The 21,184-nt window shown below is 71.6% G+C and carries 14 protein-coding genes; all 14 read right to left on the bottom strand.

Annotated elements, in window-relative coordinates; genetic code table 11:
• Positions 1–109: 109 nt before the first annotated feature.
• Positions 110–1,549 (bottom strand): GTPase ObgE, encoded by a 1,440-nt coding sequence (gene obgE, locus ACH4SP_RS20400; protein ID WP_398416830.1) that lies wholly within the window; start codon positions 1,547–1,549, stop codon positions 110–112.
• Between the two features lie 167 nt (positions 1,550–1,716).
• A complete protein-coding gene (rpmA, locus tag ACH4SP_RS20405) occupies positions 1,717–1,974 on the bottom strand; it encodes a 50S ribosomal protein L27 (protein WP_018103204.1) in 258 nt (85 codons plus the stop codon).
• Between the two features lie 12 nt (positions 1,975–1,986).
• Entirely contained in the window at positions 1,987–2,307 is a 321-nt protein-coding gene (gene rplU / locus ACH4SP_RS20410) for a 50S ribosomal protein L21 (protein WP_185026398.1), read from the bottom strand.
• A 180-nt stretch (positions 2,308–2,487) separates the two neighbouring features.
• Positions 2,488–3,579, bottom strand: coding sequence for an iron-containing alcohol dehydrogenase family protein (locus ACH4SP_RS20415; protein WP_398416834.1), 1,092 nt, complete (start codon positions 3,577–3,579; stop codon positions 2,488–2,490).
• A complete protein-coding gene (locus tag ACH4SP_RS20420; protein WP_398416836.1) occupies positions 3,567–4,304 on the bottom strand; it encodes a sugar phosphate nucleotidyltransferase in 738 nt (245 codons plus the stop codon). Before ACH4SP_RS20420 ends, ACH4SP_RS20415 begins: the two co-directional genes overlap by 13 nt.
• An 80-nt stretch (positions 4,305–4,384) precedes the next feature.
• Positions 4,385–5,293 (bottom strand): UTP--glucose-1-phosphate uridylyltransferase GalU, encoded by a 909-nt coding sequence (gene galU / locus ACH4SP_RS20425; RefSeq protein WP_398416838.1) that lies wholly within the window; start codon positions 5,291–5,293, stop codon positions 4,385–4,387.
• Between the two features lie 236 nt (positions 5,294–5,529).
• Positions 5,530–10,200, bottom strand: a complete 4,671-nt coding sequence (locus ACH4SP_RS20430) for a ribonuclease E/G (RefSeq protein WP_398416840.1) — start codon at positions 10,198–10,200, stop codon at positions 5,530–5,532.
• Positions 10,201–10,429: 229 nt separating this feature from the next.
• Positions 10,430–11,242, bottom strand: coding sequence for a TIGR03936 family radical SAM-associated protein (locus ACH4SP_RS20435; protein ID WP_398416841.1), 813 nt, complete (start codon positions 11,240–11,242; stop codon positions 10,430–10,432).
• A 321-nt stretch (positions 11,243–11,563) separates the two neighbouring features.
• A complete protein-coding gene (locus ACH4SP_RS20440) occupies positions 11,564–12,955 on the bottom strand; it encodes a hypothetical protein (protein ID WP_398416843.1) in 1,392 nt (463 codons plus the stop codon).
• A gap of 247 nt (positions 12,956–13,202) precedes the next feature.
• Positions 13,203–15,128 (bottom strand): TIGR03960 family B12-binding radical SAM protein, encoded by a 1,926-nt coding sequence (locus ACH4SP_RS20445; RefSeq protein WP_398416844.1) that lies wholly within the window; start codon positions 15,126–15,128, stop codon positions 13,203–13,205.
• Positions 15,129–15,448: 320 nt separating this feature from the next.
• On the bottom strand, positions 15,449–16,975 hold the full coding sequence (locus ACH4SP_RS20450; protein WP_398416846.1) for a CHAD domain-containing protein: 1,527 nt from the start codon (positions 16,973–16,975) through the stop codon (positions 15,449–15,451).
• 116 nt (positions 16,976–17,091) lie between these two features.
• Positions 17,092–18,294 carry a rod shape-determining protein RodA gene (gene rodA / locus ACH4SP_RS20455; RefSeq protein ID WP_398416848.1) on the bottom strand — a complete coding sequence of 401 codons (1,203 nt, stop codon included), beginning with the start codon at positions 18,292–18,294 and terminating at the stop codon, positions 17,092–17,094.
• Between the two features lies 1 nt (position 18,295).
• The gene (mrdA, locus tag ACH4SP_RS20460) at positions 18,296–20,515 is read right to left on the bottom strand and encodes a penicillin-binding protein 2 (protein WP_398416850.1); all 2,220 of its coding nucleotides are present in this window, start codon (positions 20,513–20,515) and stop codon (positions 18,296–18,298) included.
• Entirely contained in the window at positions 20,512–21,177 is a 666-nt protein-coding gene (mreD, locus tag ACH4SP_RS20465) for a rod shape-determining protein MreD (protein ID WP_398416852.1), read from the bottom strand. Before mreD ends, mrdA begins: the two co-directional genes overlap by 4 nt.
• Positions 21,178–21,184 lie beyond the last annotated feature (7 nt).

Raw genomic sequence — 21,184 nt, forward strand, 5'->3', positions numbered from 1 at the left:
CTGGCCTGTCAACTCCGGAAACCGGACAAGGGGGCCCTTGCGGGGCCCCCTTCTCACTGTCTTCTCACGTCATCGACTCACGGTGTACTTCCGGGAGTCGCCGGAGCGGCTAGAACGGCTTGAACTCGTCGTATTCCTTCTGCGAATTGTCACGCTCGGCGTCGCGGTCCTTGCGGCGGGTGGCCGCGGGGCGCGGCTCGTCGAGGCGGTGGTCCTCGCCGCGGCGGCCCAGCATTTCGGCGCCGGCCATGACGGTCGGCTCCCAGTCGAAGACGACGGAGTTCTCGTCGGAGCCGATCGCGACGGCGTCGCCCGCGCGGGCGCCGGCCTTCATCAGTGCGGTCTCGACGCCGAGGCGGGAGAGCCGGTCGGCGAGGTAGCCGACGGCCTCGTCGTTGTTGAAGTCGGTCTGCTGCACCCAGCGCTCGGGCTTCTCGCCGCGCACCCGGTAGACGTTCTCCTCCTCGTCCAGGACGACCTTGAAGCCGCTGTCGTCGACGGCCTTGGGTCGGATGACGATGCGGGTCGCCTCCTCCTTCGGCTTGCGGGCGCGGAGCTTGGCGATGCCCTGGGCCAGGGCGAAGGACAGTTCCTTCAGGCCCGTGCGGGAGACGGCGGACACTTCGAAGACCTTGTAGCCGCGGGCTTCGAGGTCGGGGCGGATCATGTCCGCGAGTTCCTGGCCGTCCGGGATGTCGACCTTGTTGAGGACGACGAGGCGCGGCCGGTCGTCCAGGCCGCCGTACAGCTTGAGCTCCTCCTCGATGACGTCGAGGTCGGAGATCGGGTCGCGGTCGGACTCCAGGGTCGCCGTGTCGAGCACGTGGACCAGGACCGAGCAGCGCTCGACGTGGCGCAGGAACTCCAGGCCGAGGCCCCGTCCCTCGCTGGCGCCGGGGATGAGGCCGGGGACGTCGGCGATGGTGTAGACGGTCGAGCCGGCCGTGACGACGCCGAGGTTGGGGACCAGCGTGGTGAACGGGTAGTCCGCGATCTTCGGCTTGGCCGCGGAGAGCACCGAGATCAGCGAGGACTTGCCGGCGCTCGGGTAGCCGACCAGGGCCACGTCGGCGACGGTCTTGAGTTCCAGGACGATGTCGGCGGACTTGCCGGGCTCGCCGAGGAGGGCGAAGCCGGGGGCCTTGCGGCGGGCCGAGGACAGGGCGGCGTTGCCGAGGCCGCCGCGGCCGCCCTCACCGGCGATGTAGGTGGTGCCGTGGCCGACGAGGTCGGCCAGCACGTTGCCGTCCTTGTCGAGGACGACGGTGCCGTCCGGTACGGGCAGGACGAGGTCCTGGCCGTCCTTGCCGGAGCGGTTGTCGCCTGCGCCGGGCTGGCCGCTGGTGGCCTTGCGGTGCGGGCTGTGGTGGTAGTCGAGCAGGGTGGTCACGGCCTGGTCGACGACAAGGGTGATGTCGCCGCCGCGTCCGCCGTTGCCGCCGTCCGGGCCGCCGAGCGGCTTGAACTTCTCACGGTGTACGGAGGCGCAGCCGTGGCCTCCGTTACCCGCGGCGACATGCAGTTCGACGCGGTCCACGAAGGTGGTCATGGGTGTCCTCCAGTACAGGTAATGCGGAATGTCTACATACGTAACACGCCGAGGGCGGACACGCTTCCCCGGTAAGCCGGGAAAGAGCGTCCGCCCTCGGAACGTGCTGTGTATCGCTCAGGACCGTCGCCTCAAAGAGGCGGTGTCCGTGAAGAAAGCTGGCTTGTTCAGCCGGCGATCGGAACGATGTTCACGACCTTGCGACCACGGTGCGTGCCGAACTCGACCGCACCGGCGGCGAGGGCGAACAGCGTGTCGTCGCCGCCACGGCCGACGCCCGTGCCCGGGTGGAAGTGGGTGCCGCGCTGGCGGACCAGGATCTCACCGGCGTTGACGGCCTGACCGCCGAAGCGCTTCACGCCGAGCCGCTGGGCATTGGAGTCGCGACCGTTCCGAGTGGACGATGCGCCCTTCTTGTGTGCCATGTCTCAGTCCCTTTACTTCGCAGCCGTGGGGATACCGGTGACCTTGATCGCCGTGTACTGCTGGCGGTGACCCTGGCGACGGCGGTAGCCGGTCTTGTTCTTGTAGCGGAGAATGTCGATCTTCTCGCCCTTGTGGTGGTCCACGACCTCGGCCGTGACCTTGATCCCGGCCAGGACCCACGGGTCGCTGGTGACGGAGTCGCCGTCGACAACGAGCAGAGTCGAAAGCTCGACCGTGTCGCCAACCTTGGCAGTGGAAATCTTGTCAACCTCAACGATGTCGTCGACAGCAACCTTGTGCTGGCGACCACCGCTGCGCACGATGGCGTACACGCGGATCTCACTCTCACTCGAAGACGGGACCCCTGATGCCAGCCGCTTCCGGCGCGAACAGGACGAGCGGCCTCTCCCGGCGCACCGAAGTGATCCGGGAGGGGGTTGCTCAGGGGTTTGGCGCACAAAAAGACGCCGACGGTCAAAGTTACGGGACCCCGACCGGTGGGTCAAACCGGGCTAACGCCCGCTGCCCGGCTGTCCACCCGACTCGCCGACGGCCTTCACCAGGGAGGCGTACGCGTCCCTGATGCCGTCCGCCGGCAGATCCAGGTGTTCCAGCACCGTGAAGCGCCCCGGGCGGGTCTGTGGCGCGTACTGCACCGCGGTCACGAACTCCTCGACCGTGAAGCCGATGTCGCCCGGCAGGACCGGCAGGGAGTGCCTGCGCAGGACGTCCGCGAACAGCCCGGCCTCCTCGTGGGCACCGCGCAGGTGCATCGCGAAGACCGCACCGATGCCGACCTGCTCGCCGTGGAGCGCGGCCCGCTTCGGGAAGAGCAGGTCGAAGGCGTGGCTGATCTCGTGGCAGGCGCCCGAGGAGGGCCGGGTGTCGCCGCTGATCGACATGGAGATGCCGGACAGGACGAGCGCCTCGGCGAGCACGGTGAGGAAGGCGTCCTGGGTGACGTCGCCTGGGTGGCGCAGGACGGCCTCGCCGGCCTGTCTGGCCATGGCGGCGGCCAGGCCGTCGACCTTCTCGCCGTTGATCCGGTGGGAGAGTTCCCAGTCGGCGACGGCCGAGATGTTGGAGAGGGCGTCGCCGATTCCGGAACGTACGAAACGGGGCGGGGCGTCGCGGATGACATCGAGGTCGATGAGCATCGCGATGGGCGTGGGCACGCCGTAGGAGCCCCGGCCGTTGTCGTTGTCGAGGATGGACACCGGGGAGCACAGGCCGTCGTGCGACAGGTTCGTCGCGACGGCGACCATGGGCAGGCCGATCCGGGCGGCGGCGTACTTGGCGACGTCGATGATCTTTCCGCCGCCGAGTCCGACGACCGCGTCGTACCGCTTGCGGCCCTTCATCTCCTCGGCGAGCCGGACCGCCGCGTCGATGGTGCCGTCGGTGACCGGGTACCAGTCGGCGCCGGGCAGGACGGGCGCCAGCTTCTCCTGGAGCGCCCGTCCCGACCCGCCGCTGATGGCGACGGCGAGCGCGCCCGAGCCGGAGATCCGCTGGTCCGCCAGGAGGCCCGCGAGATCGTCCAGGGCGCCCCTGGAGATGTCGACGGCGACCGGCGAGGGGATCAGCCGGGTCAGTACAGGCACGCGATCTCCCGGCCCTTGGCGAGGTCGTCGTGGTTGTCGATCTCGACCCACTTGAGGTCGCCGATCGGTGCCACGTCGATGCGCAGGCCGCGGCCCACGAGCTCCTGGTAGCCGTCCTCGTAGTAGAGGTCGGGGTCCCGCTCGAAGGTCGTCCTCAGCGCGTCGGCGAGGGCCTCGGCGGCCTCCGGCTCGATGAGGGTGACGCCGATGTACTCGCCGGTCGCGGACGCCGGGTCCATCAGCTTGGTGATCTTCTGGACGGCGCCGGAGCCGTCCGTGACGACCTTCATCTCCTCGTCGGCGAGGTTCTTGACCGTGTCGAGGGCGAGGATGATCTGCTGGCCCTTGCCGCGGGCGGCGAGGAGGGTCTCCTCGACGGAGACCGGGTGGACCGTGTCGCCGTTGGCGAGGATCACGCCCTCTTTGAGGACGTCGCGGGCGCACCACAGGGAGTAGGCGTTGTTCCACTCCTCGGCCTTGTCGTTGTCGATGAGCGTGATCTTCACGCCGTACTTCGACTCCAGCTCGGCCTGGCGGGCGTAGACGGCCTCCTTGCGGTAGCCGACGACGATCGCGACGTCGGTCAGCCCGACCTTCGCGAAGTTCCCCAGCGTCAGGTCCAGGACGGTGGTGTCGCCGTCCACGGGGACGAGCGCCTTGGGCAGCGTGTCGGTGTAGGGACGCAGACGCCGTCCGGCGCCCGCTGCCAGTACCAGGCCGATCATGGGGTTCTCCTTCGTGCGGGTCGAGCAGGGGGTACGGGTGGGGCAGGGGGTGTGCCCCACCCGGGGCAGGGGGTGGCGGCCTACATCTCCTCCGCGACGTAGCCGCGCAGCCAGGTCTTGAACTCCGGGCCGAGGTCCGCGCGTTCGGCGGCGAGGCGGACGATGGCCTTCAGGTAGTCGCCGCGGTCGCCGGTGTCGTAGCGGCGGCCCTTGAAGACGACGCCGTGCACCGGGCCGCCGACCTTCTCGTCGGCGGCCATCGTCTGGAGGGCGTCGGTGAGCTGGATCTCGTTGCCGCGGCCGGGCGCGGTGTGGCGCAGCACGTCGAAGACGGCCGGGTCCAGGACGTAGCGGCCGATGATGGCGAGGTTGCTGGGGGCGTCCTCGGTGGCGGGCTTCTCGACCAGGCCGTTGATCTTGACGACGTCGCCGTCGGTGGTGGTCTCGACGGCCGCGCAGCCGTACAGGTGGATCTGCTCCGGGTCGACCTCCATCAGCGCGACGACGCTGCCGCCGTACGTCTGCTGGACCTCGACCATGCGGGAGAGCAGCGGGTCGCGGGGGTCGATCAGGTCGTCGCCGAGGAGGACCGCGAAGGCCTCGTCGCCGACGTGCGGGGCGGCGCACAGGACGGCGTGGCCGAGGCCGCGCGGGTCGCCCTGGCGGACGTAGTGCATGGTCGCCAGGTCGCTGGACTCCTGGACGCGGGCGAGGCGGTCGGCGTCGCCCTTCTTGGTGAGGGCGGACTCCAGCTCGTAGTTGCGGTCGAAGTGGTCCTCAAGAGCGCGCTTGTTGCGGCCCGTGATCATGAGTACGTCGGAGAGTCCCGCCCCGGCGGCTTCCTCGACCACGTACTGGATCGCGGGCTTGTCGACGACCGGCAGCATCTCCTTGGGAGTCGCCTTGGTCGCCGGCAGGAAGCGGGTGCCGAGACCCGCGGCCGGGATGACGGCCTTGCGTATGGGGCGGGGGGTGGCGCTGTTGCTCATGGGGTTACGAACTCTCCGTCGTTCAGGGGCATTTCACGGCCTGCGGGTCGCGCGGGCCCGGGTCCCGGATACCAGGGTGGCCAGTGCCTGATCGGCACTGGCCACCCCGGGTCCGGCCGGGGCCGGTTCCGCCGGGTACTGCGGATGCTGCGTCACTGCTGGTGCGTTGCCGCGGTGGTTCCGTACTGCCGGTACCACCGCGTACCGCGGGTACTGCTGGTGCTGCTGGTGCTGCGTCAGTCCTGCGCCGGGGCGGACACGGACGGCAGCGTCTGCTGGTCCGCCGCGGCCGTCTTCTTCGCAGCCTTCTTGGCCGTCGTCGACTTGGCAGCCGTCTTCGTGGCCGTCTTGCCGGCCGTCTTCTTCGCGACGGTCTTCTTGGCGGCCGTCTTCTTGGCTGCGGTCTTCTTGGCGGGCGCGGCCTTCTTGGCGGCGGTCTTGCGTGCCGTCTTCTTGGCCGGTGCCGGAGCCTCGTCGACCTCGGATGCGGCGACCGGTGCTGCCTCGACCGGTGCGGCGGCGGCCGGCGCCGCCTCGACGGGCGCCGCCTCGGCCTTCTCGGTCACCGGCTGCGCGGCTTCCACCACGAGCACGGCGGCCTCGGCCGACCCGGCGGGCGAGCCCGCGGGGGCGGTGGCCTTGCGGGTCGCCCTGCGGCGGGCCCGCGGCGGGGCGGCCTCGACGGGCGCCTCGGCCGGTGCCTCCACCGGCTCGGACGCGGCCACCTCGACCACCGGAGTCACCGGGGTCGCCTCGGCCGCCGGGGCCGCCGGGGTCTCGACGGCCGGAGCCGTCTCCACCGCGGTCGCCTCGGCCGCGGGCGCCTGGGCGCTCTTCGGCGAACCGGCCGGAGCCGACGCCTTACGGGTCGCCCGACGGCGGCCACGAGGCGCCGGAGCGGCCTCCTCGGCAGCCTCGACGACGCTCTCGGCAACGGGCTCGGCAACAGCTGCAGCCTCGGCCACGGCCTCCACCACTGCCTCGGCCTGAACCTCGACCACCGGCTCGGGCGCCACCTCGGCAACCGGTGCCACCTCAGCCGCAGGCGCCGCCTCGGCCGCTGCCGAAGCCCTCGTCCTCATCGGCGACGCGTGCTCGATGTAGTCGGCCGGCGAGGTCTTCCCGCGCGGCGCACCGGCCGGAGCCGACGCCTTGCGGGACGCCCGACGGCGGCCGCGGCCGCGCGTGGCGGCGGCCTCGGCCTCCGCGGCGCTGCTGTACAGCTCCTCGTCCGGTACGAAGTCGGGCGAGGGCAGCGCGATCGGCGCGGCCACCTCGGCAGCGACCTCCGCCTCCGTCTCGGCCTCAAGAGGCTCGGGCACGTCGTCGTGGGCGTGACCGTGGTCCTGGCCGCCCTCGTGGCCGTGCTCGTGCTCGTGGCCCTGGTCGGAGCCGCTGCCGCCCTTGCCACGCTTCTTCGCACGCTTGGAGCCACCGCCGCCGCCGACCGCGGTGGGCTGCTCCATGTGCACGATGACGCCGCGCCCGTTGCAGTGGACGCAGGTCTCGGAGAAGGACTCCAGGAGGCCCTGGCCGACCCGCTTGCGGGTCATCTGGACGAGACCCAGCGAGGTGACCTCGGCGACCTGGTGCTTCGTACGGTCGCGTCCCAGGCATTCCAGGAGGCGTCGCAGCACCAGGTCGCGGTTGGACTCCAGGACCATGTCGATGAAGTCGATGACGACGATGCCGCCCAGGTCGCGCAGCCGCAGCTGGCGCACGATCTCCTCGGCCGCTTCGAGGTTGTTCCTCGTCACGGTCTCTTCGAGGTTGCCGCCCTGGCCGGTGAACTTCCCGGTGTTGACGTCGACGACGATCATCGCCTCGGTCTTGTCGATGACCAGCGAACCGCCGGACGGCAGGTAGACCTTGCGGTCCAGCGCCTTCATCAGCTGCTCGTCGATCCGGTACGTCGCGAAGACGTCGACCTCCGACGTCCACTTCGACAGCCGGTCGTTGAGGTCCGGCGCGACGTGGGCGACGTACCCGTGGATCGTCTGCCAGGCCTCGTCACCGCTGACGATGACCTTGGAGAAGTCCTCGTTGAAGATGTCGCGGACGACGCGGACGGTCATGTCCGGCTCGCCGTAGAGCAGGGTCGGCGCGTTGCTGGCGCCGTTGCTCTTCGCCTTCTTCTGGATGTCCTCCCACTGGGCCTGCAGACGCTCGACGTCGCGGCGCAGCTCGTCCTCGCTCGCGCCCTCGGCGGCGGTGCGCACGATGACGCCCGCGTCCTCGGGGACGATCTTCTTGAGGATGGTCTTCAGACGCGCCCGCTCGGTGTCCGGGAGCTTGCGGCTGATGCCGGTCATGGAGCCCTCGGGCACGTACACGAGGTAGCGGCCGGGCAGCGAGACCTGGCTGGTCAGGCGTGCGCCCTTGTGGCCGATCGGGTCCTTCGTGACCTGTACGAGGACGGACTGTCCCGACTTGAGGGCGGTCTCGATGCGGCGCGGCCCGTGGGCCATGCCGAGCGCCTCGAAGTTGACCTCACCGGCGTACAGGACGGCGTTGCGGCCCTTGCCGATGTCGATGAACGCGGCCTCCATGGACGGGAGGACGTTCTGCACCTTGCCGAGGTAGACGTTGCCGACGTAGGACGTCGACTGCTCCTTGTTGACGTAGTGCTCGACGAGGATGTTGTCCTCAAGAACGCCGATCTGGGTGCGCTCGCCGTTCTGGCGGACGACCATGACGCGCTCGACGGCCTCGCGGCGCGCCAGGAACTCGGCCTCGGTGATGATCGGGACGCGGCGGCGGCCCTGCTCGCGGCCTTCGCGGCGGCGCTGCTTCTTGGCCTCCATGCGGGTCGAGCCCTTGATGGACTGGACCTCGTCGAAGCCGGTGCCCGGCTCGCGCTCGGCGGCGGTCTCCTTCTTGCGGGGCTCGCGGACCTTGACGACGGTGCGCTCCGGGTCGTCGGACCCGTTCACCGAGGAGTCGTCGTGGCCGGAGTCACCGCTGCGACGGCGACGGCGACGGCGGCGACGGCTGCTGGACGAACCGGCGCCCTGGTGGTCGTCGTCGTGGTCGTCGGATTCGTCCTCGTCGGAGGAGTTGTCCGTCTCCTGCTGCGGTTCGGCGGTGTCCTCGACGGTCCGGTCGGAGCGGCGGCCGCCCTCGGACTCCTCCGCGTCCAGGGCCTCGCCGCGACGGCGGCGGCGGCCACCGCGACGGCGACGGCGCGCCCTGCGGTCGTCGGCGTCGTCGGACTCGTCGTGGCCCTCGGCCTCGTGACCCTGCGCCGTGTCCTCGTCGGACCCGTCGGCCGCGTCGGCCTCGTCCTGCGGGGCCTCCTGGACGTCGTGACGGGGCTGCGGCTCGGCTGCGGCCTCACCGCGGCGGCGGCGACGGCGGCGGCCACCGGACAGTGCGGGCTCGGGGTCCTGGACCGGCGCCTCGACGACGGCCTCTGCCTCGGTCACGGCCTCCTCGTCCTCGTCCTCCTCCGGCTCCTCGGCCGGGGCGGCGGCAGCGGCGATCATGGCCGCGGTCTCCGGGGTCTGGAACATCGGCTCGGCGAAGACGGGCGCCTGGAACACGGCGACGGCGGGCCGCTGCGCACGGCGGCGCGAACGCGGCGCGGGCTCGTCGGCCTGCTTCTCGGCCTGCTTCTCGGCCTGCTTGTCCGCAGGCTTCTCGTCGGCCTTCTTCGCCGCTGCGGGCGCGGCGGCGGCCGCCACCGGCTCGGCGGTGAACTTCGGGGTGGCGGCCGGGCGGCTCGCCCGACGGCGCGCACGTCCGCGCGGCGCCTCGTCCTGCTCGGCGGTCTCCGTCGCTGCGGTCTCCGTCACAGCGGCCTCCGCGGTGACGGCCACGGGCTCGGCCTCGACCGGAGCCGCGGCAGCGGCCGGGGCACCCTCGGGTGCGCTCGCCCTGCGGGTGGCGCGACGGCGGGCACGGGGCGCCGGAGCCGCCTCGGCCTGCTCCTGCGGTACGGAAACGGGCTCGGGCTCGGCCGGGGTCTCGACGGCCGGAGCCGCAGCGGCGGCCGGGGCCTCCTCCGCCGGAGCGGGCGAGCCCGCCGGTGCGGTCGCCTTGCGGGTGGCACGACGGCGGGCACGCGGCGCCGGAGCCGCCTCGGCGGCCGCCTCGGCCGCTTCCGCCTCCTGCGGTACGGCGACGGGCTCGGCCGGGGAGTCGGCCGGGGTCTCGACCGCGGCCGGAACCTCTTCGGCGACCGGGGCGGTGGACTTGCGCACGGCGCGACGGCGCGTACGCGGTGCGGGGGCCTCGTCGTCGGCGGACGCCGCTGCGGCAGCCGGAGCCTCGACGGTTTCGGCGGCCGGGGAACCGGCGGGCGCGGTGGCCTTGCGCGTCGCCCGGCGGCGTGCCGGAGCAGCCGTCCCGGTGGCGGCGGCCTCGGCGGCCGGCGCCTCCTCGGCGGCGGTCACGGGCTCGGCGGGGGTAGCAGGCTCGGTGGGCGCACCGGCCGGAGCGGTGGCCTTGCGCACGGCACGACGGCGGGCACGCGGCGCAGGGGCCTCGTCCGCGGCGGGTGCGGCGGTCTCGGCGACAGCGGCGGCGGCCGTCCCGGTGGCGGCGGTCTCAGCGGCGGGGGCCGTCCCGGCGACCGGCGCGGGCGAGCCCGCCGGTGCGGTGGCCTTGCGCACGGCGCGACGGCGCGGGCGCGCCGGAGCAGCGCCCTCGGCGCTGTCGCCGCCGGTGGGGTTGGTGTTGTTGGCGTTGTCAGTGGTGTCGGTCACGGCACCCTCTCCGGCCGGTATGGCCGGAGCCGCGGCCTCTACGGTCTTGGCGGCATCCGACTGGTCCGGCTGGTCCTGCTTGGTCGCGCCGGCCCCGGGGGGTCCGGCGGGACGCGAGGCCGCGCGGCGCCTGCGGCGCGGCGGCAGTGTGTCGCTGGGCGAAGTGTTCTCGGCCTCGGCGGAGTCGATCGGCTCAAGCATGCGGGGTTCTCCCGTCGCGCTCCCGGGCGCCGCGCCTGAATCCGGTCCGGCCGCGGCCCACGCGCGGTGCGCGGGGCCACCGTCCGGGGCGCGGGCGCCGCACGGGAGCTGATCTCTAGCTCGCCGGTTCCGTACGCACGAAGACGTACGGCCTGGCGAAAGTCCTGGTCAGTACGCGGCCCGACCCAGGTGGCTCCCGAGTACCAGGGCTGCGCTACAACGACCGCCCTTAAGCGGAACCGGAACCTTCCGACGCCTTCGCGGCGGCGGGTGCGGGGGCTGTGGTAGAGCCTGCCGTCACCGCCTCGCGGTCGGGCGCGAGCGGGTCGGTCACCGATCCGGACTCCTCGTCGAGAAGCCCCTGCGCCAGCCTGGTCACCGCTGCGGGGACCGGCGGCGCCAGGTCGGCCACAGCGTGGAGACCGGAAAGGACGTCGTCGGGTCGTACGGCGGGTGTCATGTGCCGCACTACCAGCCGCAGTATCGCACAGGGCTCCGCCGCAGGCCTATCGCCCGCTTCCCCCTGTGGACGGGCGACGCTCTCGGCGAGCGGTACGGACGCCATCTCGACGACGGCCTCGCGTGCGTCGAAGCTGCGCATGCCGTTCTTCGTACGGCGCTGGACCTCGACGGTCTCGGCGGCGAGGAAGGTCTCGACGGCCTTGGCCGCGTCCTCCTGCGCCACTCCGTTCAGCCGGAGCTCCCAGATGGAGGCGGTCAGCCGGTCGGCGAGACCCGAGGTGCGGGCCTCGACCGCGTCGACGATGTCGAGGCCGTCGGGCATCGACTCGTCGAGCAGTCCGCGCAGGATCTGCGGGTCGCGGGGCGCGGTGAGCGCGATCTCCAGGTACTCGGCCTCGGAGCCGGTGCCGGTGGGTGCGGCGTTGGCGTAGCTCACCTTGGGGTGCGGGGTGAAGCCCGCCGAGTACGCCATGGGCACCTCGGCGCGGCGCAGGGCCCGCTCGAAGGCGCGCTGGAAGTCACGGTGGCTGGTGAACCGGAGGCGGCCTCGCTTGGTGTAGCGCAGTCGGATGCGCTGCACCGCCGGTGCGGGCGGCGGGCCTTCGGGCTGTCGCTTGCCCAGTGGTTCTTCTCCTCGGTGCGGGGCGGCGCGTCTTCCGCGCGCCCACGGGCCAGTTGGGGATGTCCCCGCGCGGCGGTTCCCGTCCGGTCCTCCGCTGCGCTGAGCAGGGGGGTCTCGGGGCCGGGGGCTGCGCCGGGGTCAGTCGTTGTACTACCCAGAGTACGCGCCGGTGGCGGGGATGGTTCCCGGGGCGGCCCCGCTGTCCAAGAGGGGTGGGCATCGGGAGCCAGGGGCGCGGGGAACTGCGCGACCAGCCACGACGCACCCGCACCCACACAACTACTTCACTTCCGGCACGCGCTCCCCCGGAGCAGGAACCGGGGCCGGGGCCGGCGCCGGGGCCGGGGCCGGCGCCGGGGCCGGGGCCGGGGCCGCACCCGCACCCGCACCCGCACCCGCACCCAGTACCGGAGCGGGAGCCGGTTCCGCTCCTCCCACCAACGCCCGCCAGGCCCCCCTCCGCGCCTCCCGCACCGAAGTCCTCGCCTCCCGCACCGCCTGCCGCGCCGTCCGCGCCGCCGACCGCACCGCGTCCCCCACGCTCCGGCCCGCCTCGACGGCGACCCTCTTCGTGGGCCGCCACACACCGTCCAGCACCCAGTGCCCGACCGGGGTGAAGACGCTCCGGTAGACCCACCGCACCGGCCGTCCCATCAGGTTCCACGCCAGCCACTTCACGCCCCGGCCCAGTGCCCGCGACACGTACCCGGCGACCTGCCAGCAGATCCCCAGTGCGGCCCCGACCTCCCGGCACAGCCACACCACTGGTCCCACCAGCAGCGTCGTCACGACCCACACCACCGGTCCCACCAGCAGCGTCACCACGACCCACGCCACCCCGTTCCCGAAGCCGCGCGCCGCCCGCGCCACCCCGTTCCCAAGGCCGCGCGCCGCCCATGTGACGCCGTGGCCGAGCGGTGTCAGCACCGTCCGGTACACCCACCCGACCGGCACCACCAGCAGTGTCCGCACGCACCACCCGCACCCGGCGCCGACCGCCTTCGCCAGCCACCGCAGCCCGTGGCCCACCGGTGTCAGCACCGCCTCGTACCACCACACCACCGGCACGACGAGCAGGGTCCGGCCGGTCCACTTCAGCCCGGTCCACAGTCCACGGCCGACGGCGGCGGTCCCGGCTCCGAGGTTCCGGCCGAGCCACCGCAGCCCGTGGCCGACGGGCGTCAGAAGCGACCGGTACACCCACACCACCGGCGCGACGCCGAGCCGCATCACGCACCGGACCACGCCCGCGCAGAGACCGCGCCCGCAGGCGGCCAGCCCGGTACCCACGTGCTGCCCGAGCCGGCGCAGGCCTCGTCCCAGCCACCGCAGCCCGTGGCCCACCGGGGTCAGCACCGCCTCATAGAGGCCGCGGGCGAGCGGGCGGAGTACGTGTCGCCACAGCGCCGCCCACGGGGTGACGAACACCGCCCGGCCGAGCCACCGCAGGCCGTGGCCGACCGGCGTGAGGACCGCTGCGTACAGCCACACCCAGGGCGCCACGAACAGTGCGTGCGCCACGCGCGGCACCGTCCTGTGGACCAGTTCGCCGCCGGTGCGGAGCAGGTCCCACACCACTCGTACGGGTACGACGAGGACCAGCACCACGATCCGCACCGGGATCCTGACGAAGGCCGTCAGACAGCCTTCCTGCCGCGCGGGCACAGGCACGGGCGGGGGCACAGGCGTGAGCACAGGCACAGCCGCGGGTGCAGGCACAGGCGCGGGTGCAGGCACAGGCGGCTGTTGTTTCTCAAGGTCCATGTCCGGTCCTCCCCGTTTCCCCTCCAGGACGCGTCAGCGGTCCGTTCGGATCCCGTTCCGATCAATGCCCGGTACGCGAAGAGGTCCGGCCGAGGGTGTGGTTCCCTCGGCCGGACCTCCGTACGGCAGGCGCTGCTCAGACGCTGCTCAGGTGCTACTTGACGACCGAAAGGGGAAGCAGCTTCTTCCCGGTGGGTCCGATCTGGATACTAGTGTCCATCTGCGGGCACACGCCGCAGTCGAAGCACGGCGTCCAGCGGCAGTCCTCGACCTCGGTCTCGTCGAGCGAGTCCTGCCAGTCCTCCCAGAGCCAGTCCTTGTCGAGACCGGAGTCCAGGTGGTCCCAGGGCAGGACCTCTTCGTAGGTGCGCTCGCGGGTGGTGTACCAGTCGACGTCGACGCCGAATTCCGGCAGCGTCCTGGCCGCGGCCTGCATCCACCTGTCGTACGAGAAGTACTCGCGCCAGCCGTCGAAGCGGCCGCCGCCCTCGTAGACGGCGCGGATGACCGAGCCGATGCGGCGGTCGCCGCGCGAGAGCAGGCCCTCGACGATGCCGGGCTTGCCGTCGTGGTAGCGGAAGCCGATCGAGCGGCCGTACTTCTTGTCGCCGCGGATCTTGTCCCGGAGCTTCGTGAGTCGCTCGTCGGTCTCTTCGGCGCTGAGCTGCGGGGCCCACTGGAAGGGCGTGTGCGGCTTGGGCACGAAGCCGCCGATGGAGACGGTGCAGCGGATGTCGTTCTGCCCGGAGACCTTGCGGCCCTCGGCGATGACGTTGACCGCCATGTCGCCGATCTGGAGGACGTCCTCGTCGGTCTCGGTGGGGAGGCCGCACATGAAGTACAGCTTCACCTGGCGCCAGCCGTTGCCGTACGCCGTGGAGACGGTCCGGATGAGGTCTTCCTCGGACACCATCTTGTTGATGACCTTGCGCATGCGCTCACTGCCGCCCTCGGGGGCGAAGGTGAGGCCCGAGCGGCGACCGTTGCGGGTCAGCTCGTTGGCGAGGTCCACGTTGAAGGCGTCGACCCGGGTGGACGGGAGGGACAAGCCGATCTTGTCCTCCTCGTACCGGTCGGCGAGGCCCTTGGCGACCTCGGCGATCTCGGTGTGGTCCGCGGAGGAGAGCGAGAGCAGGCCGACTTCTTCGAAGCCGGTCGCCTTCAGACCCTTCTCGACCATTTCGCCGATGCCGGTGATGCTTCGCTCCCGCACGGGGCGCGTGATCATGCCGGCCTGGCAGAAACGGCAGCCGCGGGTGCAGCCGCGGAAGATTTCTACAGACATGCGCTCGTGGACGGTCTCCGCGAGCGGGACGAGGGGCTGCTTGGGGTAGGGCCACTCGTCGAGGTCCATGACGGTGTGCTTGGAGATCCGCCACGGCACGCCGGACTTGTTCGGTACGACGCGGGCGATGCGGCCGTCGGCCAGGTACTCGACGTCGTAGAACGCGGGGACGTAGACGTTGCCGGTCCTGGCGAGGCGGAAGAGGACTTCCTCGCGGCCGCCGGGGCGGCCCTCCGCCTTCCAGGTCCGGATGATCGCCGTCATGTCGAGGACGGCCTGCTCGCCGTCGCCGATGACCGCGCAGTCGATGAACTCGGCGATCGGCTCCGGGTTGAACGCCGCGTGGCCGCCCGCGAGGACGATCGGGTCGTCCAGGGTGCGGTCGGCGGCGTTCAGGGGGATGCCGGCGAGGTCGAGCGCGGTCAGCATGTTGGTGTAGCCGAGCTCGGTGGAGAAGGACAGTCCGAAGACGTCGAAGTTCTTCACCGGGCGGTGGGCGTCCACGGTGAACTGCGGCACGTCGTGCTTGCGCATCAGTTCTTCGAGGTCGGGCCACACGCTGTAGGTGCGCTCGGCGAGGACGCCCTCCTGCTCGTTGAGCACCTCATAGAGGATCATGACGCCCTGGTTGGGCAGCCCGACCTCGTACGCGTCCGGGTACATGAGCGCCCAGCGGACGTCGCAGCTCTCCCACGGCTTGACGGTGGAGTTCAGCTCACCGCCGACGTACTGGATGGGCTTCTGCACGTGCGGCAGGAGGGCTTCCAGGCGGGGGAAGACCGACTCAACAGGCATCGCGGTGTCTCTCATGAGCGGGCAGGGGGACCCTCAAGCCTAACTCGGGTGGGGAGTGGGTTTGTACGGGCTGCCCTGAGAGGCACCCCTCTGCCCGTCGCGGCCACCGCCGCCCGCCGGCCGCCGACAGCGGGGCGGGGGCGGTGCTGCGGGGGCGCGGGTTGCCTGCGGCGCGGATCCCCTACCCGCCCTTCACCCGTTCTCCGGGCTCCGCCCGGACCCCCGGGGTGCCCGGCTGGGCGGGGTCAGGGTTCTGCGGGTGCGTCGGGGCTGGTCGCGCCCACGCGGCGGAGCCGCATGTCCAGTACAGCCCCGCGCCCCTAAGGGCCCGGCACCTTTCCCCAGACTCCCTCCAGCTCCCTTTCCCGTTCCGCACCCACCCGCTCCTCCTGGCCGTACAGCAGGCCCCACACGAAGGTCGTCTCGCCCGCCGCGTGGGCCTGGACCGCCAGGTTTCGGAGTTCGGTGCGGGCGACGACGCTGTCCTGGTGGTCGCCCAGTACCGTCTGGACCTCCTTGACCCGCTTGCGCAGCCGGTTCGCCGGTTTGCCCAGTACCGGTTGGGCCGATTCCGCCGCGTAGCGCAGGCGTTTCGCGGCCTTGCGGGCCTCGTGCAGGGCGATGTCCCGTTCGCCGCCCGGGGCGAGGGACAGTGCGTGTTCCGTACGGTCGGCCAGGCGTGCGTGGTCCTTGGCGAGCGCCTCGCGCAGTACCGGGGCCGCGTTCTTCGCCGCCGTCCTCAGCAGCGGCGGGTCCGCGAGCAGGGCGTCCAGGGAGTGCAGCAGGTCCAGGTAGCGCCGGGAGTCCAGGACGGCGAGGGTCCGCCGCCTGGATCCGCTGCGGCGTGCCACCGACCAGATCCGCAGCCGCCCCCGTACCGGCCCGAGGAGCAGTGTGCGGGGCAGGGCGGACAGCCGGGCGGACAGCCGGGCGGCGAGCACCTCCTGGTCGCGGTCGACGCCCAACTCGCCCGCCAGCCATTTGAGTTCGTCGCCGATCGGGTCGGTGACGCCACGGTCCAGGACCTTCCGGTAGGTCTTGAAGGCGCTGCGCATCCGGCGCGTCGCCACCCGCATCTGGTGCACCGAGTCCGGCAGGTCCCGCCGTACCGCCGGGTCGTACGCGGCGACGGCCTCGGCCTGCTGCCGTACGTACGCGAGTACCTGCGCTCCCGCCGAGCCGTCGTCCGCGGCAGTGTCCGTGTCGGCCGTGCGGGCCGGCCCGCCGCCCGTCTCCTCCAGCGCCCGCGCCAGTTTCGAGGCCGCCGGGGAAGGCAGCACGCCCGCCTTGCGCAGTTTCTTCTCCACCGCGTCGAGGAACGCCGGGTCGCCGTCGTCGGCGAGCTCCACCTCGATCTCCGTCCAGGTGGCGGCCCGCGGTCCGGCCCCGCCGAGCCGTTCGGCCGTCACCGCGTCCACGCTCACCTCGGCGAGCAGCTCCCCCGCCCCGTCCAGGAGATGGCGGATCCGCCGCGAGGACTTCAGCCGTACGGTCGCCAGCAGCGGCTCCCCGCGGGTCCGCGCCCGTACGAGACCGGCCAGGGTGCGCGGCACGTCGCCCGCCGCGCCCAGGGGGGCGCGGATCTCGTCGCGCACGTCCGGGGAGACGGGGAGTTTCAGGTGCCAGCCCGCGTCGTCGCCGCCGGTGCGGCGGCGCAGGGTGATCGCGTGGGCGGCGAGGGCAAGGGTGCCGGTGTCGTAGTAGACGGCGTCGAGGTCGACGACGCCCTGGTCCGCGACGGACGAAACCCCGGCCACCTTGAGGAGATCAGGCAGCCGGGGTCGGCCCTCGGTATCGGTCGTGGTGGCTTCGTACTTCCGCTCGATCTCGCGCTTGGTGTCCGCCATGACATGAATCTAGACGCGATACGGGCCTGCAGACAGAGGGACTGCAGCGGGACGGCGGCAGGGCGGCGGCCGGACGGCGGGCGGACGGCGGGCGGTGCCCGCGCCGGTTTCGGCCGCTATGCCGTCATGGGCCGCTGCACCCTGATGGACTGCAGCAGTCCGATCGCCACCCACACCGCGAACATCGACGATCCTCCGTACGAGACGAAGGGGAGCGGGAGGCCCGCGACCGGCATGATGCCGAGGGTCATCCCGATGTTCTCGAAGGACTGGAAGGCGAACCAGGCGATGATCCCGGCCGCGACGATCGTGCCGTACAGCTCGGTCGTCTCGCGGGCGATCCGGCAGGCCCGCCAGAGCACGACGCCGAGGAGGACGAGGATCAGGCCCGCGCCGAGGAAGCCGAGTTCCTCGCCCGCCACCGTGAAGACGAAGTCGGTCTGCTGTTCCGGGACGAACTGGCCCGTCGTCTGCGAGCCCTTGAAGAGGCCCGTGCCGGTGAGTCCGCCGGAGCCGATCGCGATGCGTGCCTGGTTGGTGTTGTAGCCGACGCCCGCCGGGTCGAGGTTGGGGTTGGCGAAGGCGGCGAAGCGGTTGATCTGGTACTCGTCGAGCAGGCCGAGGACCATCACCAGGACGGCCCCGAGCGCACCCGCGCCGACCAGGCCGAACACCCACCTGTTGGAGGCTCCCGAGGCCAGCAGCACCCCCAGGATGATCATGGCGATGACCATGACCGAGCCGAGGTCCGGCATCAGCATGATGATCATGATCGGGATGACGGCGACGCCCAGCGACTTGAGCACCGTGCGGTGGTCGGGGTGGGCCTGGTCGCCCGCGTCCACCCGGGCCGCGAGCAGCATCGCCATGCCCAGGATGATCGTGATCTTGGTGAACTCGGAGGGCTGGAGCGAGAAGCCGCCGGGCACCGCGATCCACGCGTGCGCACCGTTGACCGTGGTGCCGAGCGGGGTGAGCACCGCGAGCACCAGGACGACGGAGAGCCCGTAGAGGATCGGCACCGCGCCGCGCAGGGTGCGGTGGCCGAGCCAGATCGTGCCGACCATCAGGGCGAAGCCGATGCCGGTGTTGAGCAGGTGCCGGAAGAGGAAGTAGTACGGGTCGCCGTGCGTGAGCGAGTCACGGCCGCGGGTCGCCGACCACACGAGCAGCGCGCCGATGCCCGACAGGGCGACCGCCGAGAGCAGCAGCGGCCAGTCGAGCCTGCGGACGAGGGAGTCGCGGGCGGCGAGCTTGGCGAAGGCGCCGCGCTCGGGTGCGTACCGCTGGACGGAGAAGCCGTGTGTGCTGTTCGCCATCTCAGTCCCCCACCCGCTGGACGTTGCGGCCCGCGGCGCCGCCTGCGCCGGGGCGGCCCTGGCCGGTCGCCGGGGGTCCTGCGACCCCCACCGGCTCGACGGGCTCCTTGGGCTGGGGGACGTACGGCTTGACGGCGGGGGCGTCGATGGAGCCGTCCGCCTCGATCTTGGGGAGGTTCTGCTGCGGCTGCGGCAGCAGGGCCTTCTTCGGGTCGAACTTTCCGGCGTCGTCCAGTCCGTACAGCGCGTTGTAGATCTTCCGTACGGCAGGTCCCGAGGCGCCGGAGCCGGTGCCGCCCTGCGCGATCGTCATGACGATCGAGTAGTCCTTGGTGTACGTGGCGAACCACGAGGTCGTCTGCTTGCCGTAGACCTCGGCGGTGCCCGTCTTGGCGTGCATCGGGATCTTGTCCTGGGGCCAGCCCTGGAACCTCCAGGCGGCGGTGCCCCGGGTGGCGACTCCCGCGAGGGCTTCGTCTATCAGTTTGTGCGTGCTCGCGTTCATCGGCAGCCGGCCCTGGGACTTCGGCTTGATCTCCTTGACGTGCTTGCCGTCGGCGCTGACGACGGCCTTGCCGACGGACGGGGTGTGGATGGTGCCGCCGTTGGCGATGGACGCGTAGATCGAAGCCATCTGTATGGGCGTGACGAGGGTGTCGCCCTGTCCGATGGAGTAGTTGACGGAGTCACCGGCGCGCATCTGGTTGCCGTCGATGCAGTTCTCGAAGGCGATCTTCTCGACGAAGGTGCCGTCCTTCTTGCCCTGCTTGCACCAGGCGTCCTTGTTGGCCGCCCAGAACCGCTGCTTCCACTGGCGGTCGGGGACCCGGCCCGAGACCTCGTTGGGGAGGTCGATGCCGGTCTCCTTGCCGAGGCCGAACTGGTGGGCCGTCCGGTAGAACCAGTCCTTGGCGTTCTTCTTCGGCTTGGTGCCGCCGTCGCGCTGCCACTGCTGGTGGGCGAGGGCGTAGTAGACGGTGTCGCAGGAGACTTCGAGGGCGCCGCCGAGGCTGATGTTGCCGTGGCCCTTGGACTCGTAGTTGGTGAAGGTCTGGCCGCCGATGGAGTACGAGCTGGGGCAGGGGTAGTTGCCGTTGAAGTCGTATCCGGCGTTGACGGCGGCGGTCGTCGGGATCACCTTGAAGATCGAGCCGGGGGCGGCCTGTGCCTGGATGGCCCGGTTGAGCAGCGGGAAGTTGGAGTCCTTGCCGGTGAGGGCCGCGTAGTCCTTGCCGGAGATGCCGCCGACCCAGGAGTTGGGGTCGTAGGTGGGGTTGGAGGCCATCGCGACCACCCGGCCGGTCCTGGCCTCCATCACGACGACGGCGCCCGCGTCCGCCTTGTAGTTGGTGTTGGTGTTCTTGTCGAAGCCCTTGCGGGCCTCCTTCATGGCGTCGAGCAGTTCGTACTCGGCGACGGCCTGCACCCGGGCGTCGATGCTGGTGACGACGTTCGCACCGGGCTCGGCCTTGTCGGCCTTGGCGAGCCCGATGACGCGGCCGAGGTTGTCGACCTCGTAGCGGGTGACGCCCGCCTTGCCACGCAGGTCCTTGTCGTACGTGCGCTCCAGGCCCGAGCGGCCCACCTGGTCGGAGCGCAGGTACGGGGACTCGGAGTCCTTGGCCTTCTCGATCTCGGCGTCGGTGACGGGCGAGAGGTAGCCGAGGACCTGGGCGGTGTTGGCCTTGCCGGGGGCGGTGTAGCGGCGCACGGCGGTGGGTTCGGCGGTGATGCCGGGGAAGTCCTCGGCGCGCTCCATGATCTGGAGGGCCTGCTGTTCGGTGGCCTTGCTGGTGACCGGGATCGGCTGGTAGGGCGAGCCGTTCCAGCAGGGCTGGGGGGTCTTGGAGTCGCAGAGACGCACCTTGTCGATGACGTCCTTGGGCGCCATGTCGAGGACTTCGGCGAGCCGGGTGAGGACCGCCTTGCCGTCGTCCTTCATCTTCATGAGCTCGGTGCGGGACGCGGAGACGACGAGTTTGGACTCGTTGTCGGCGAGCGGGACGCCGCGGGCGTCGAGGATGGAGCCGCGGACCGCGGGCTGGACGACCTGCTGGACGTGGTTGTTCTTCGCCTCGTCGGTGTACTCGTCGCCGTTGCGGATCTGGAGGTACCAGAGGCGCCCGCCGAGGGTGAGCAGCAGGGAGAAGACGAGGACCTGGAGGACGATGAGCCGGATCTTGACCCGGGGGGTCCGGCCGGTCTCCGGAATGTTGGTCACAGGCGCTTCACTCCCTTGATGCGTCCGGCCTTGGAGGCCCTGGAGCGGGCGGCGCGCAGGCGCAGTCCGCCCTTCTGTTCGCCGATGCGCAGCCCGGTGCCGGAGGAGAGCCAGCCGGCGGAGACGTCGGCGCCGCCGGAGGAGGACTCGGAGAGCGGGTCGTTCTCGGCGCGTCTGGCGAGCGCCATGATGCCGGGGACGACGAACGGGGCGAGCAGCAGGTCGTACAGCGCCGCTGTGAACAGCAGTCCGCCGAGGCCCACGTGGCGGGCGGCGGTGTCGCCGACGAGGGCGCCCACACCCGCGTACAGCAGGGTGGAGCCGATCGCGGCCGCGACCACGACCAGCATCGGTCCTGTGGCGGAGCGGAGCCGTCCGTTCTCGGGCTTGACGAGGCCGGCGAGGTAGCCGATGACGCAGAGCACGAGGGCGTAGCGGCCGGCGGCGTGGTCGGCGGGCGGGGCGAGGTCGGCGAGGAGGCCCGCGCCGAAGCCGATGAGGGCGCCGCTGACGTGTCCGTACACGAAGGCCAGGCCGAGGACGACGAGGAGGGTCAGGTCGGGGACGGCGCCGGGGAGCTGGAGTCTGGCGAGGACGGTGACCTGGACGACCAGGGCGACGACCACCAGGGTGGCGGAGAGCAGAATCCGGTTGAAGCGCATCAGGTTC

The sequence above is a fragment of the Streptomyces sp. NPDC021093 genome (assembly GCF_044333135.1).
GTDB lineage: Bacteria > Actinomycetota > Actinomycetes > Streptomycetales > Streptomycetaceae > Streptomyces.

Excerpts from the sequence above, each read along its gene's own strand:
- galU (WP_398416838.1), bottom strand. The coding sequence starts at position 5,293 with ATGAGCAACAGCGCCACCCCCCGCCCCATACGCAAGGCCGTCATCCCG.
- rodA (WP_398416848.1), bottom strand. The coding sequence starts at position 18,294 with ATGGCGAACAGCACACACGGCTTCTCCGTCCAGCGGTACGCACCCGAG.
- rpmA (WP_018103204.1), bottom strand. The coding sequence starts at position 1,974 with ATGGCACACAAGAAGGGCGCATCGTCCACTCGGAACGGTCGCGACTCC.
- ACH4SP_RS20430 (WP_398416840.1), bottom strand. The coding sequence starts at position 10,200 with ATGCTTGAGCCGATCGACTCCGCCGAGGCCGAGAACACTTCGCCCAGC.
- ACH4SP_RS20420 (WP_398416836.1), bottom strand. The coding sequence starts at position 4,304 with ATGATCGGCCTGGTACTGGCAGCGGGCGCCGGACGGCGTCTGCGTCCC.
- ACH4SP_RS20450 (WP_398416846.1), bottom strand. The coding sequence starts at position 16,975 with ATGGCGGACACCAAGCGCGAGATCGAGCGGAAGTACGAAGCCACCACG.
- obgE (WP_398416830.1), bottom strand. The coding sequence starts at position 1,549 with ATGACCACCTTCGTGGACCGCGTCGAACTGCATGTCGCCGCGGGTAAC.
- ACH4SP_RS20445 (WP_398416844.1), bottom strand. The coding sequence starts at position 15,128 with ATGCCTGTTGAGTCGGTCTTCCCCCGCCTGGAAGCCCTCCTGCCGCAC.
- mreD (WP_398416852.1), bottom strand. The coding sequence starts at position 21,177 with ATGCGCTTCAACCGGATTCTGCTCTCCGCCACCCTGGTGGTCGTCGCC.